This window comes from Thermogutta sp. (assembly GCF_039793925.1).
Lineage (GTDB): Bacteria > Planctomycetota > Planctomycetia > Pirellulales > Thermoguttaceae > Thermogutta.
Genome location: NZ_JBAMME010000009.1, coordinates 1 through 14,742, shown reverse-complemented (window position 1 = coordinate 14,742; position 14,742 = coordinate 1). Strand labels below are relative to the sequence as shown.

At 58.3% G+C, this 14,742-nt stretch carries 9 protein-coding genes; 5 read left to right on the top strand and 4 right to left on the bottom strand.

Features of this window, described 5'->3' with window-relative positions; genetic code table 11:
- Positions 1-518 precede the first annotated feature (518 nt).
- Positions 519-1,976 (top strand): hypothetical protein, encoded by a 1,458-nt coding sequence (locus ABJK56_RS00395; protein ID WP_347242688.1) that lies wholly within the window; start codon positions 519-521, stop codon positions 1,974-1,976.
- A gap of 114 nt (positions 1,977-2,090) precedes the next feature.
- On the opposite strand, the gene ABJK56_RS00390 is transcribed toward ABJK56_RS00395, so the two are convergent.
- Complete coding sequence (locus tag ABJK56_RS00390; RefSeq protein WP_347242687.1) at positions 2,091-3,863, bottom strand: hypothetical protein; 1,773 nt, start codon at positions 3,861-3,863, stop codon at positions 2,091-2,093.
- Between the two features lie 495 nt (positions 3,864-4,358).
- Positions 4,359-5,717 carry a Gfo/Idh/MocA family oxidoreductase gene (locus ABJK56_RS00385; RefSeq protein WP_347242686.1) on the bottom strand — a complete coding sequence of 453 codons (1,359 nt, stop codon included), beginning with the start codon at positions 5,715-5,717 and terminating at the stop codon, positions 4,359-4,361.
- A gap of 616 nt (positions 5,718-6,333) precedes the next feature.
- Here ABJK56_RS00385 and ABJK56_RS00380 point away from each other — a divergent pair.
- Positions 6,334-9,210: a helicase-related protein gene (locus ABJK56_RS00380; RefSeq protein WP_347242685.1), complete on the top strand. Its 2,877-nt coding sequence runs from the start codon at positions 6,334-6,336 to the stop codon at positions 9,208-9,210.
- Between the two features lie 137 nt (positions 9,211-9,347).
- Here the strand turns inward: ABJK56_RS00380 and ABJK56_RS00375 are convergent, their stop codons facing one another.
- Together ABJK56_RS00375 and ABJK56_RS00370 are read right to left on the bottom strand one after the other, a co-directional pair.
- Positions 9,348-10,280, bottom strand: coding sequence for a hypothetical protein (locus tag ABJK56_RS00375; protein WP_347242684.1), 933 nt, complete (start codon positions 10,278-10,280; stop codon positions 9,348-9,350).
- A gap of 42 nt (positions 10,281-10,322) precedes the next feature.
- Complete coding sequence (locus tag ABJK56_RS00370; protein ID WP_347242683.1) at positions 10,323-10,592, bottom strand: hypothetical protein; 270 nt, start codon at positions 10,590-10,592, stop codon at positions 10,323-10,325.
- Between the two features lie 208 nt (positions 10,593-10,800).
- Here ABJK56_RS00370 and ABJK56_RS00365 point away from each other — a divergent pair, with 208 nt between their 5' ends.
- From ABJK56_RS00365 to ABJK56_RS00355, 3 genes are all read left to right on the top strand, one after another.
- Positions 10,801-11,178: a four helix bundle protein gene (locus ABJK56_RS00365; RefSeq protein WP_347242682.1), complete on the top strand. Its 378-nt coding sequence runs from the start codon at positions 10,801-10,803 to the stop codon at positions 11,176-11,178.
- Positions 11,073-13,616, top strand: coding sequence for a DNA methyltransferase (locus tag ABJK56_RS00360; RefSeq protein ID WP_347242681.1), 2,544 nt, complete (start codon positions 11,073-11,075; stop codon positions 13,614-13,616). Before ABJK56_RS00365 ends, ABJK56_RS00360 begins: the two co-directional genes overlap by 106 nt.
- Before the next feature lie 4 nt (positions 13,617-13,620).
- Positions 13,621-14,742, top strand: a 1,122-nt coding sequence (locus ABJK56_RS00355) for a hypothetical protein (RefSeq protein ID WP_347242680.1), incomplete at its 3' end; no start/stop codon positions are given.

Sequence of the window (14,742 nt, the reverse complement as noted above, 5' to 3'; positions counted from 1 at the left end):
AACCGGCAAGGTTTCCCGCCGGTCAGGCCGGCCAAAGTACGGGCGTGGGAACTCGGCCTGCCACCGGCCCACGGCCCGCTGCACCTTCGCTGAAAAGCGGAGACGAAGTTGAGGTGACAATTGTCGAAGATCCCAAAGGCAGAGGGAGGCTGTTCGCAAAGCACGAGCCGACGGGTCTGGTCGGGATCGTGCTCGATCCGGATAATGTCCCTGATAAGACAATAGGAGCGAAAGTAAGACTATTTGTTCATTCGATTAATGAAAGACAAAAGCAAATTCAGTTCAGAGCAAAAAAGTAATAACTTATGGGACATTACGAAATTGAATTACATCTTGGAACGGAATAGATCGCTTTTTATGAGCTAAACGCCTTTGTTACGGTTTTGGTGGTTGGGTAACCAGAAACTGCCATAAGTAGTTTTGGCATTAAAAAGCAATAGTATGATGCTGAAGGCGCTGTCTATTAAAGACGCTTGAGAACCGGGTTTTTCGTTGTTCAGTTACGTGGCGCACAGGGTATGGAGGGACTTCCCAACGCCATGGTCGTCTTTGCCAGTGAACAGCTCTGGCCGAATATTCTCGGCCTGGTTCACTGGCATAAACATGAGGGCGGTGTCAAAGACCTTTGCATTTACTACACAAACGATCCTGTCAGGTCAAAACAGCCTGCCGAACGGCTCGCGGCATTTGCCAGCAAAGTTTTTCGCACGATCCGTGTTCATCGTCCAGAATCTCCCGGCGGCACTCTGCCGCAGGATGTCCTCCAGCAGATTGCCGCCTGGCAAAAGAAACTTCCGAACAGGAGGTGGATTATCAATGCCACGGGCGGACTGAAGCTTATGTTCTATGGGGCCGTCCAGGCCAAAGAGCTGCCGAATACGGAAGTAGTTTACGGCGAGCTTTCCGGAGAGTGGTTCCGCTGGAAGAAAACCACAGATGGCGAGCAGTTCGAATCACTAACAATAGATCGATCCGAGACCGATTATATTCCCGTCTGCTATCTCGTCCAGGCTCAGTCAGGAATGGCCTTCGGCCGTACTTGGAAGTGTGCAGAGCCCGAGAAACTTCCGATTGTCGAGCTTGTTCGCTCCGGAATCGAGCAAGACTGGGACTGGCCCCAGATGTTTGCCTGCATTGGCCGCCCCAGTGAAACCCAGGCCGGTTTTCTTTTTGAAAAGTTCGTGGCCGCCGTGCTCCTCGAACTGGGGATCCAGCACGTGGACCTGAATGCCAAACTTGGAGAAGGCAACGGCCAATCGGTCCAAGAAATCGATGTCATCGCGAATTACCGCGGCCGGATTTTGATCTTCGATTGCAAACTGCGGGTGAAAAGTGAAGAAGGCCGCCGGGTGGAACCCCTTGCCGTCCAGATCCGCCAGGCGGCTGCCATCCGCCGCGATATCGGAGGAATCGGGGCGAAGCTTCTGATGATCAGGCCCGGCCGACCATTCCGTGAGCAGGAAAAACTGCTGGCCAGGGAGCTGGGAGTGGATATACTGGACAGGTCCGCAACATTGAATTTCTTTCGCGAAGTAAGCCGTTTTTGTGGGGTGCCGGGGGAGCTTCCAGAATCGCTTCAAAGGGCCCAGGAATTACTCGACAGCGCAAAATCCGAAGGCTATCAGGAGGCCTTTGCAAAATCCGCTTTTTTAGGCGGCAGCTCAGGCGGAGAGCCTCGCAGTGTGGTCATTCGCCTGGAGAACCATCTCAATAAATACATGGAAGAGACAGGGCAGGATTGGGCCATCTATCACATGGGTAAACGCTATTTTATATACTACAATATCCCTCCAAAGCTTCACAACAATGCGTGCATCAAACAGTTGCAACAAATTTTAAACCCAGTGGCGGAAATCCAGGGTATCTGGGTATCGAAAAATGGCAATAAGGGCCTCGCGCTACTCTCTCTCAAGGTGGATAACCGCAAATTAAAACAGTTTCTCAGTCAGTATGGAGGTAAAACACTTCTCGAATAGCGCATTATTACTTGCCGCTGCTAGAATAGCAAACGATCTTCTTGGTGTTGTGTTTCGCCAACTTAGAGAAGGGACTGCGGCCGCTCGCAAGCCGTTTATCCTGGGTAAGAATGCTCAGCGTGTTTCGTTTTCGGGACCGAACACCGCCAATTCGGCGAGACCCACATTTTGGGTTTCCGGTTTTGTGGCCGTCACGAAAAACGCTAGCCATTTGACCTTACGTGGCGGGAATGCGATTTCCACACCTTGACTTGCGTCATCGGGGAGCTCGGGCGTCTCGATAGTTGTTCCATCGCTGAAAATTAAAAGCCCTCTCGTGATCTGATCAAGCGGATTTGGGCGGTCGAAGAGCCAGACGCGATCAATCGTTACTGGCTCCCGCCAGGTGAGACGAATAAACGCAGTATCCGTTTCTCCCGAAGACGCCCATTCCCTTGTGGGCTGCCGAGGAAAGCCCGCGACGACACCATCGCAAGCGGCCTCGCAGCGGTAGCCTGGGTAAGTCGAGCTCGCCGTTACGGATGCCCACCTTGCGAGGTTATGTCGAGCAGAGAGCGGAGAATCCGGCGGCATGTCTTCACGGGAAAAAAGCCGCACCTCCTGCAAACACATGGCGTACCGGCTTCCTGGGGGATTTTCCCAAACGATCGGCGGATTGCGCCAGCCTCGAGCAAAATTCGCTGAATAACACAGCCACATCGTTTTTCCGTCCGCCGAGATAAAACGGGAAGGGATATTGAGAAAATACGCCTGCTGCCCAAATTCCCGAAGGTATTTGATCATGCGGTAAGGACCGGTCAACTGTGGCGATTCCAACAGATAGCTATTAAAACGGCCTGTGGTGTCGGTTCCATCCGTGACACACATGAGGTAACGATTCAAACCCGGATTATAGGTGATAGTGACGCAACCCATGCTGTCATCCCACTTGACGATGGGCTTCAGAGCAGAGAAGTTTTTCGACCAGGTCGGATGGCCACTGGCATCGTTGCCAGAATAAAACTCGTACTTTGTCGGGTCGTTCACATTTTCCGGGCCGGGAGGAACTCGAATAAGATAGACTTCATCCCCTGTAATCCAACTATTGTAAGCGAAGCGTCGGCCCTCCGGCCCGCGAGACGCCCCATGTGAGACAAGATAAATCTTCCCATCAGGAGAGAATTTCATTTCCTGTCCGAAATCCACGACATGTGCCGCCCCAATTTTGACCGGTTCACCGTGAAGAGCGGATTCCCCAAACAGGGGTCGATCCGGTGTAAGCGGACAGAGTTCCCAATTTTTTCCTCCGTCCCTCGAAATATGAAAACCGACAAAGGGACCGAGCCACGGCCAGTTATAAACAATGCCTTCGTGCTCCACGCGACCAGCGGGGGCCAAAGTGTAGGTTCCGATGTACCATATCCCTTGATAAAACAAATTCGCGGAAGGATAGCGGCCCTGATAAGGGATTGCTGAACCGGGGATTGTGCCGGGATCCTTTACCGTCAGATTCAGAGGATGGTCTCCCTCGATGATCGCGTGTCCCACAACTGATTGGGCACCCGCCCCTGAAATCGAGCGGACCTCTCCCACTGTACCATCAGTGAAGCACGAATACATTCGGCCATCGGCGGCCCACGAGGGATACCAGGTGTCTGCCGCGGTGTATTCTGCATGACGGCCTGTAAATCCCAGCTCGCACCACTCTGTAGACCGCGGTATTGGACACGCCTCTGGCGGATCAGACGGCCAGAACGTGTATTCTGCGGGAAGTGGGACGGGAATGGTTGACACGCTTACATTTGTCGCCGAGGTGTCCCTTACGGATTTCCCCTTATGGTCCTCTGCGCTCATCCATTGCCCGGGAAGAAGAAAGCTGACACACAGCAAGACAATTGAGCGTCGCATGCGGCTTCCCGCTCTCAATATGTTCCAGGCTATCATGATGGTGTTCATTCCAATTCCTCAACGATCTTTGAAAAACTCTCCGCTTTCCCATACCATGCAGCACGTTTGGAGGGATTCTCCCAAGCAGCACTGAAAAAGCCAGGTTCTGCATGCGGCAGGATAGTCAACCACCCCTGGGGCCGTCAAGAATGGGGTAAAACCGGCGCTTGTCCCGTGCCAAACAGGCGCAAGGTCTGCGATTAAACGGCAAAAGATGACGTTGCAGACCTATCACGCCCTGTAAAAAAGGTGTTAATCATGCCTGGGTCTTGTGACGTTGCCCATCGCTGGCGATTGAAAAACCAGATTTTTTCAGCCCAGTAAAAGCGGTTTTTAGAAAGCTTAACCGATGGACCACCGATTCGGAGCGGTCGTTTGCAAAAAAGCACCCGGGAACGTTGAGTCTTTTCCGGCTGCGCGTGCGTTTTTTCGAAGGAGGATAGTCTTTGTGATGTGTTATAGTTCCACCCACTGACCGGCTACTGGTGCTGGAAAGTATCCGTTTTCGTCGGCCTTGACAGGCGGAGGTGAGTCGTAGTCGAGTTTCTCCAGATAGTTGCAGAATTGGAACTGCGAATTGAAGACCTCATCCCAGGTGACAACCCGGTTGTAATGAGCGGCCGCCCGTCCCATGAGGGTGGCAAAGTCGGCATAAACAGCCCGCTTGCACTCGTTATGGGGACGATCTGTGCGAATGCTTGTGATGAAATCCCGCCATTCATACACCCAGGGGCTGTATTGGTCGGGAGACGGCGACCATTCGATGTTGTCCTCCGCGATGCGGTGATCTTTGAAGATGTGAACGGTTGCTTGATGAACGTTTCCGGAAAACTGGCCAGACTTCTTCGAGCAATGGACAAACGTGGCAAATTCGGTGTGGCCATTTTGTGCGCGGCGGAAACCACAGAAGGCCTTTCGGCCGTCGGGAAAGGTATATTCCAGTGCATAAACGTCCATATTTTGCCCACGATCGGTGCTTCCCACCTCGCGGCCGCCCATCCCGTGGCAGGAGACCGGCCAGCTGTCCATGATCCAGCAGCATTCATCGATCTGATGGATGAGGTAGTCGGCAAAATGTCCGGACCCGACCCACAAAAGGTGGATCCGTCCGAACTTGAGTTGTTCCAGAAAGTTGTTGGCCTTCTCGCCCATATTCCCCAGCCATGAGCGTCCCCCCAGGCGATTGGCACGGACATACAGGAGATCGCCCATCACTCCACTCTTGATCTGTTCAATGAGCGCAGCCCGCGCCGGGGAGTGGCGACACTGGAGACCGGCGGCGATCTTGACGCCTTTCTTTTCGGCCTCCTCACCCGCCTGGAGGAGCCGCCGCAACCCAACGGGATCGGGCGCGAATGGTTTTTCCATGAACACGTTGATTCCCCGAGAGACAGCATACTCCACATGGATCGGTCGGATGTAGGCCCGGGTTGTGCACATGGCGATATCACCGGGTTTGAGCAGATCGATGGCTTTTTTGTAGGCATCAAACCCTGTGAAGCGCCGGTCCGGAGGTACATCGATTTCCTTATCACCAAACTTTTGGACGAGGGCTTGATAGGCGGCTTCCATCCGGGCCTTATCGATATCAGCCATCGCGTAGAGTTTAATCGGCCCCATTTCGCGGGTACTCAGGGCATCGCCGACCGCTCCTGATCCCCGGCCCCCACAGCCGATGAGAGCCAGACGAATCGTATGGTCCTCTCCCGCGTGGACAGCGGGAATCGCTTGGGTGAGCGCTGTCGCCCCGATTGCCAGAACGCTTGTTTTCGCCAGAAATTGCCGCCGGTTGCCAGATAACGAGATACTCGGCATTGTTTACCCTTTCCGTTAAAGACGCTCAGAGCTATCAAGGCTGGGAGAGGCGTCGCCACGGGGCCTGTTAGTGTAATCTAGTACATGCCGTTGTCAAGAACGGTGCAGACATCCGCCGTGGGCCGCATTCTTCGCGTCTCTCGAATGATTCCCCGCACGGACACGGTCCAGCGCGTCGAGAAAGTGTCGCGAGAAAACAGTGATTGACGAGAAATGACCGTTTGGGGAAGATGGCTTATGTCGTTGTACGCGCAGGGACTGGCGGGCATGGGAATCTTTTTGAGTCTTCGTGCAACTTGAGATCAGGGACGGCAAAGACAAGGATAGCAAAAGTTGCGAACGAATGAACGAAGGTAGGCACCGGGGCAACAGCGAAAATGGATCGCTCCTCGGTTTATACTTGGGGAGAGTAAGTTCGGGCGAGCAAATCTGACCGATGAACGGGCGGTTCCTCAATCGCGATGACACACTCATCTTGGTGAGCGTTGGGCAGTCCTCCGGGGCGGAGAGCATGGGCGCGGCTGACGGCGTCATCCTGGTTGGCGCTAGAGCTTACCTCAACCGCGTGCGTGCTCGAACCGTTTGCAAATAGAGCTTGGCCATGGGGGAGAGAGTCATGGAGATCGGCTCCATCGTTGAATTTCGCAAGCGACTGTGGGTTCTGTTGGCGAAGACTGATTCGGACATTCTTCATCTCCGCCCGCTTATAGGAACGAGCGACGATGTGATCGCTGTGCATCAGCGGCTTTCCGAGTATCTCGCCAACAAGTTTTCTACCGAGCAGCTCTGTGCTTCGAGGTTTCCATTTCCAGATCCGCAGCAGGTAGCAGATGCACAAAGCCTTCATATGCTGTGGCAGGCAGCGCGGCTCCTTTTGCGGGAAGGCGCGGCGCCGTTTCGCTCGCTGGGGCGCATTTCGGTACGTCCCCGAACCTATCAACTGGTGCCGCTCCTCATGGCGCTGCGGCTCGATCCCGTCCGCATGCTCATTGCCGACGATGTGGGCGTGGGCAAAACGATCGAAGCCGGGCTGATTGTGCGGGAGCTCTGGGAGCGCGGCGAAATTCGGCGGCTCGCCGTGCTCTGCCCGCCCTACCTCTGCGACCAGTGGCAGAAGGAGCTTCGGGAAAAGTTTCACCTGGATGCCGTGGTCATCTGCCCGGCAACAATCGGGCAACTGGAGCGGCGCGTGCCGCCCGGACGTAGTCCCTACGGGTACTATCCCGTGCAGGTCATCTCGATTGACTTCATCAAGCACGAGCGGAATAAGCACGCCTTCCTTATCCACGCCCCCGAGCTCATCATCGCGGACGAAGCCCATGGCGTCACCCCTGGACGCGGACAGGAGCGGCATCTGCGATACACCCTTGTGCGCGAGCTGGCTCAAGACCCGAAGCGACATATCCTGCTTCTCACCGCCACACCGCATAGCGGCATCCCCGAAGCATTCCAGAAGCTCCTCGGGCTTCTGGACCCAGAGTTCGAAAACTGGGACTTTGCCCAACTCTCCCAGCCACAGCGGGTGCGGCTTGCCCGGCATTTCGTGCAGCGCACGCGGCGGGATATCGAGGTACACTGGGAGGCGGAACAATGTTTTCCCCGGCGCGAGACCGTGGATGTAACTTATAGCCTTTCGCCTCCCTACCGGCGCCTTTTTGAGGCTGTTAAAGAGTTCTGTACCGGCATTGTGCGGAGTGGGCAAGAACTCGAACGCCACCGTCGGCGCATGCGCTGGTGGGGTGCCCTGGCACTTCTGCGCTGTGTGATGTCCAGCCCCCGAGCGGCTGTCATCGCTCTGCAAAAACGCCGGAAGTCCGAGCCAGAACCCTACGGGGAAGGGGACGAACGTGACCTGGAAGCCTACAGCGCCTATGCCTACGAACCCACAGAGCACATCACCACAGACGAAGCTCCCACGCCGCTTCTGGAGCGCACGGAAGCCGATCTTTCGGACCCCGAACGCCGCCGCCTGCGGGAACTGGAAAGCCTTGCGGCATCCATCTCGGCAGCCGACGATACTAAGCTTCAGGAATGCATCCAAATCGTCCAGCAGCTTCTCCAGGAAGGACACAACCCCGTGGTGTGGTGCTTCTACGTGCAGACCGCCGAGTACGTGGCAGAAAAACTCCGCCAGGCGCTTGCCGGCGAGGACGTCCGCGTGGAGTGCCTCACGGGGCTTGTCGGCGAAGAGGAGCGCCGTCTGCGGGTGGAAGAACTCATGTCGATCCCCGGCAGGCGCGTGTTGGTGGCAACCGATTGCTTGAGCGAAGGGATTAACCTGCAGAAAGGCTTCAGCGCCGTGATCCACTACGACCTGCCCTGGAATCCGAACCGGCTCGAACAACGCGAAGGACGTGTGGACCGCTTCGAACAGCCGCACCCGGTGGTAAAAGCTGTCCGCTTCTACGGCAGGGACAATCCCGTTGACGGCGCTGTCATCCACGTCCTTCTGAACAAAGCCCGGGAAATCCACCAGACGCTCGGCACCCATGTGCCCGTTCCCGAAGACGATGCCACAGTGGTCGAAGCCCTGGTGCATGCGCTCTTCTTCGGTCGGGAACGACCGGCGCGCGAACAGTTGGAGCTTCCCTTCGATATGGTAGAGGAACGGGTGAGCGCACTCCACCGCTCCTGGGACGTGGATGCCCGTCGAGAGAGGGAAAGCCGCACCCGCTTTGCCCAGCATGCCCTCAAGCCCGAAGAGGTCCGCCGCGAGCTGGAGGTAACCGACCAGGTGCTGGGCGATCCCGCAGCGGTCCGGAACTTCGTGCTCAGCGCCGCTCAGCGCCTTGGACTCCAGGTGCGCCCAAGTCGGCGCCATCCCGATCTCTGGGAGGTCATCACTGAGCCGGCAGCGCTCGTGACGCTACCGGAAGCACGGCGCCAGGCACTTGCTTCCGCCCGCCCGGGGACCTGGACGATCACCTTCTCAAGCCCCACGCGCGAAGACGCCGAATACCTGGGGCGCAACCATCCCTTCGTTGAGACGCTTGCCCGCTATCTCTTCGAGCAGGCGTTTGCCGGCCCTGAGGAATCCGTTGCTGCCCGCTGCGGTGCTATCCGTACACGGGCGGTCGAGCGACTTACGGCACTCTTCCTCCTGCGCCCGCGCTACCAGCTCGTGCTCCCGAACCGCCCCGTGCTCTTATCCGAGGAGGTGCTCCTCGTCGGCTGGGAAGTCTTCACCGATCGGTGGCTTTCCCCGGATGAGGCGCTCCGTCTGCTCGCTGCGGAACCTTCGAGCAACCTACCCCTTGCAGAAAAATGCGAGCTTGTTCATCTCGTGCTGGAGAAAGTCAAGCCCCTTCTTAATGAAGACCACGCCTCAGGTCCGTTCTTCGAAGGGCTCAAACGCCGTGCAGAGGAGCTCACACAGGCGCATCGCCGCATCCGGCAAAGCGTCGAGCAGCCCGTTCGCGGGCTTCGGGTAGAACCGCACTGGCCGCCGGACCTTTTGGGCGTACTGGTCCTCCAACCGGAGGTGCAGCTATGACGGATGTTGCCGTACTCGAGCTTCGTGTGGGGAAGGCTTCACAAGCCCAGAGAGAGCGAGCCGTCCGCCTGGAGGGCGGGCTCTTCGGTCCAGACCTTCTGGAGCGCTTGCGCGGCGGCGACCTGCCCGGACAGAAGTCAGCAGATTTCGGTCTTCCGGCTAGTCGCAACCTGCTCGATGAGATTGCCACGGCTTACCGGGATGCCCGGGACCTCTGGCAGGTCTTCCGTCGCCGCCTGGAACGACTCCCGGAGAACGACCCCGCCACCAGCCTCACCCGCGAGGGCTGGGTTATTCCCTTCCTCGGGCTTCTGGGCTACGAGCTGCGCTACAACCCCAGGGCGTACGAGGTCGGTGGCGTGCACTACGCGATCTCCCACCGAGCAGGAGAAGCGGAGGATGCTCCACCGGTGCATATCGTCGGCGCCCGCCGGGAGCTGGGACGCGTGGACCCCAACGCCCGCCCACGCATGTCCCCGCACGGGCTCCTCCAAGAGTTCCTCAACCGTACCGATCACGTCTGGGGCATCGTCACCAACGGGCGCACGATCCGTCTGTTGCGCGATAGCACCGAGGTCCGACGCCAGGTTTACGTGGAATTCGACCTGGAAGCCATCTTCGACGCCGAGGGCGACGCCCGCTTCGAAGATTTTGTCTTGCTCTACGGCTTGCTCCACCGTTCCCGCCTGCCAGGGGGCATAGCCGATGCGCACGAGTGCTGGCTCGAACGCTACCACCAGCAAGCGCTCGAACAGGGCAACCGGGCACGCAAACAGTTGGGGAAGGGGGTGGAGAAATGCCTCGAAATCCTGTGCACCGGCTTCTTGAAGGCAAATCCGGATTGGAACCCGACTCCCGAAGCGCTCTACCGCGACCTGCTCCATCTGGTGTACCGCTTCCTCTTTCTGCTCGTCGCCGAAGAGCGTGGACTGCTCGGCGGTTCCGACCTCTACCGGGACCACTACAGCATCAGCCGCCTCCGCCGCCTGGTGGACCGCCGCGAAGCGTACACCGACCACGACGACCTGTGGCTGTCGCTCAAAGTGCTGTGGCACCTCCTGCGGGACCACACCCTGGTTCCACAAGCAGGCAATCAGCCTCTGGCGAGCCTGCTAGAGCTGCCTGTCCTGGATGGCGGCCTGTTCGAGCCGATCGGCCTTGAGGAGCAGACCATCACCAACCGGGAGCTCCTGGAGGCATTTTCTCACCTCGTGTACTACTACGACGACGATGCGCACACCTACCGCCGCGTCAACTACGCGGCGCTCTACGTGGAGGAGCTCGGTTCCGTCTACGAGGACCTCCTGGACAACCACCCGGTGATCGAAGCGAATAGCGAATGGCGAATAGCGAATGGAGGCTCGCTCCCGTCTTCTATTCACGATTCGCGATTCGCTATTCGCCGCTTCTATTTGGTGTTTGGTTCGGAGCGCAAGAGGACCGGCTCCTACTACACGCCCGCGGAGCTGGTCGATGAGCTCATCCGCTCAGCGCTGGAGCCGGTGATCGAAGAGCGGCTGGCGGAAGCTAAGCGAATGGCGAATTGCGAATGGCGAATGGTGCCTGTAGAGATTCAGCGGAGCTTCATCCATGAAATCATTCCACGACTATCGCGACCTAGAGGTTTGGCAAAAGGCGATGCAGGTGGTCAAACAGGTTTATCTGCTGACCACGGACTTTCCCCCGTCGGAACTGTACGGCCTGACCAGCCAGATGCGGCGAGCGGCCATCTCGATCCCGGCGAACATCGCCGAGGGGTGGGGACGCCGATACACAGCGGAGTTCATCCAGTTTCTGCGTCAAGCGAACGGGAGCCGGACAGAGCTGGAGACCCTTCTTCTCCTGAGCATGGAAGTCGGGCTGTGCCCCGAGGAGGTAGCGTGTCCGATTCTGGAAGACCTTCAGCTCATCGGGAGGCAACTGAACAACTTGGAACGCAGCCTCCAACGGAGAAAGAACTCGCCATAGCCTGGGAATCCACTCCATTCGCCATTCGCTATTCGCTATTCGCCGCGCACGCGCTCTTGAGCATCCGCGTCCTCGACCCCGCCTGCGGCTCCGGCCACTTTTTGCTCGCGGCAGCCCGTAGGCTGGGCAAGGAACTCGCGCGCGTTCGCACCGGCGAAGAGGAGCCCTCCCCCGAAGCGCAGCGCGAAGCCACCCGCGACGTGATCGCCCACTCGATCTACGGCGTGGACAAAAACCCCCTGGCCGTCGAACTGTGTAAGGTCGCCCTCTGGATCGAATCGCATGTATCTGGCAAGCCCCTCACGTTTCTGGATCACCGCATCCGCTGCGGCGATTCGCTGGTGGGTGTCCTCGAACTCGATGTGCTGAAGGGCGGCATCCCCGACGAGGCGTTCGATCCCGTCAGTAGGGACGCGAAAGAGGACGCGGCTCTTCTCAAGAAGCGCAACCGCAACGAGCGCCGCGATCTCGAGAGCGGGCAACTGCTCCTGCCGCTTGCGCCCGCGCGCGTCGTGGACGCCCTGGGCGCACGGCACCACGACATCGAGGCGATTGCCGACGACTCCCCCGCCGCCGTGCTCGAGAAAAAGAGCCGCTACGACCGCCTGCTGGCCGATCCTGACCGGCTCCGCATCGCCGAAGCCTGCGACCTCTGGACCGCCGCGTTCTTTCAGCGAATAGGGAATAGCGAACAAGAGCGAAGAGCGAATAGCGAAGTGGCGAATAGAGAAACCGATGAACCATTCGCTATTCGCCATTCGCCATTCGCTGATCCAATTCGCCATTCGCCATTCGCTGATCCAATTCGCCATTCGCCATTCGCCCCGATCACCACCGACACGCTCCGCCGCTATCTCGAAAGCGGTACTGCGCATCCCCAGGCGCTCGCCGCTGCCCGGGCGCTGGCCGAGCACCACCACTTCTTCCACTGGCCGCTGGAGTTTCCGGAAGTGTTCGCGAGTGGCGGCTTTCACGTGATCATCGGCAATCCCCCCTTCATGGGCGGGCTCAAGATCAGCGGGGCCCTCGGCGAAAAATACCGCCACTGGCTGGAAGTTGCCTACGCTCCCTATGGGGGCACGGCGGACCTGTGCGCTGCCTTCTACCGCCGCGTCTTCAGCCTCCTCAAGCCCGGCGGACGGATGGGCATGGTCGCCACCAACACCATCGGCCAGGGCGATACCCGCGAAAGCGGCCTCGCCATCCTCCTGCGCCAGGGCGGTGTCATCACCTTCGCCAAACGCTTCATCAAGTGGCCCGACGCCGCCAATGTGGAAGTCAACCTCGTCGCCATCCACAAACCCCACCATTCGCCATTCGCTATTCGCCATTCGCCCATTCTCGACGGCCAACCCGTCCCCTTCATCTCCTCCCGCCTGGATGCCGAGCCCGAAGCCGAACCCCAGCGCCTGCCCCAGAACGAAGGGAAAGCATTCATCGGCGACTATGTTCGGGGCATCGGCTTCGTGCTGGAGCCGGAGGAAGCTGAAGCGCTCCTCGCCAAGGACCCGCGTAACGCCGACTGCCTCTTCCCCTACCTCAACGGCGAGGACCTCAACAGCCATCCAGAGCAGAAGCCGAGCCGCTGGGTCATCTGCTTCCACGACTGGGACCTGGAGCGGGCAAAGCAGTACCCGGACCTTTTGCGCATCGTGGAAGAGCGGGTCAGGCCAGAGCGGGAGCGCCTGCGCGGCCCGGGCGACAAGCGTAACCGCGAGTACTGGTGGCAGTTCGGCGCCTACCGCGCCGGCATGCGCCGCGCCATCGCCCCCCTGCGCCGGGTGCTGGTGCGGAGCCGCGTGAGCGAGCTGCATGCGATGGCCTTCGTGCCACTCGGGTGGATTTACAACGAGCAGCTCGTCGTCTTCGCCTTCGACGACGACTACCACTTCGCCCTTCTGCAATCCAGCGTGCACGAGGTGTGGGTATGGCGGCAAGCATCCAGCCTTGAGTCGCGAAATCGCTACACCCCTACCGACTGCTTCGACACCTTTCCGTTTCCGCCTGTAGGGGCAGACCTTGTGTCTGCCCTGTCGCGAGCGGCGAGCGGCGAGCAGCGAGCGGTAGGGGCACAGCGCGCTGTGCCCTGGCGAATGGAGGAGATGCCGGAGGCATTCCAGCGGGCAGCGCGGATCGGGGCTGAATATCACGAGCACCGCCGCCAGATCATGCTTTCGCGCAACCTCGGGCTGACCAAGACGTACAACCTCTTCCACAACCCAACCTGCACCGACGGCGACATCGTCCGCCTGCGGGAGCTCCACGCCGAAATGGACCGTGCCATCCTGGCCTGTTACGCCTGGACTGATGTACAATTGCGGCATGACTTTTACCAAAACGACCGCGGACAGACTCGCTACACCGTCTCGCCCGAAGCGCGGCGGGAGCTTCTGCGGCGGTTAGTGGAGCTGAGTACTGGGCTTATTTCCCGGGGATGACAATATGCCGCGATTTGTTGCTATCCCAGTTTCGCAAGGCGATGCCTTCTATCTGAAAACCACGGCGGGTTCTGCACTTATTGACGGTGGGCGTTCAGTTTCGGGATTCCCTGGCCTATTCCAATCCACTACGCGGAGTGCGGGGGTCGACATCCTTGTAGCCACACACAACGATGCTGACCATGCGAACGGAGTGCTCGGGTTTTTAGAAGCTGGCCTGCGATGCAATGAAGTGTGGCTACCGGGGGCCTGGGCGCATCTGCTGCCACAGGTGTTGCAACCTTGGGAAGAGATTGTCCAGATACTTGCTCCCCAGGTGGAGGCGGTCGATATGCATTTACCGGATGGGGTATCGTTACTCGAGCAATACGCTGAGTGCATGATGAGGCCGGAACACATGTACGAGAATAATAATCAGACGCTGGAACTCGATGAATCCGGCTGGCCAGGCGCGCTGATAGATCAACTGGAACAGGCATCTGAGGAAGATAGTTTCTGGGCGTTGCCCTGGCGTAAATACTATTTTTATTACGCGTGTTTCCCAGCATATACGCCTAAGCGCCGCCTGTTGTTGGAATCGATCTTGGCGGCCAAACGGATACGCCAAATCGCTCTGACGGCGTACCACCGCGGCATTCCGGTGCGCTGGTTCGAATATGACCGGACAAATCCGAGTGGAGGTTGTAGCTGGCTGAAACCTGTTAATAGTCGGCAGATCGCGCGTGTGATTCGTGCACAACCACCTCAATTCCTGAACTTGCTCGCTTTAACGGTCTGGAACAAGGAAAGCCTTGTTTTCTGGGCTTCGCCACCGTATGCCGGCGCCGGAGTCCTTTTCACGGCGGACTCAGACCTTAAAGGTGTACAGATACCAATCCTAGACGGGGCGATAGTTACAGCACCGCATCATGGTTCGGAGGCGAACAAGGGTGTCTACAGCCTAATAAGCGCGCCGGTGATCTGGATTCGCAGCGATGGCAGGTTCAAAAACCGACCATGCCCTGAGTATCTTCAAGCCCAGGGTAAAAGATTTTGCACGTTGTGTCGAAATTCACCTGACCCGAAACAAGCGGTTACCCTTTGGCACAGATCTGACATGTGGGTACCGGGCAGAGGCGAAAGGGTA

What these genes read in the sequence shown, in the direction of transcription:
- ABJK56_RS00395 (WP_347242688.1), top strand. Translation starts at nt 519, where the DNA reads ATGGAGGGACTTCCCAACGCCATGGTCGTCTTTGCCAGTGAACAGCTC.
- ABJK56_RS00390 (WP_347242687.1), bottom strand. Translation starts at nt 3,863, where the DNA reads ATGCGACGCTCAATTGTCTTGCTGTGTGTCAGCTTTCTTCTTCCCGGG.
- ABJK56_RS00385 (WP_347242686.1), bottom strand. Translation starts at nt 5,717, where the DNA reads ATGCCGAGTATCTCGTTATCTGGCAACCGGCGGCAATTTCTGGCGAAA.
- ABJK56_RS00380 (WP_347242685.1), top strand. Translation starts at nt 6,334, where the DNA reads ATGGAGATCGGCTCCATCGTTGAATTTCGCAAGCGACTGTGGGTTCTG.
- ABJK56_RS00365 (WP_347242682.1), top strand. Translation starts at nt 10,801, where the DNA reads ATGAAATCATTCCACGACTATCGCGACCTAGAGGTTTGGCAAAAGGCG.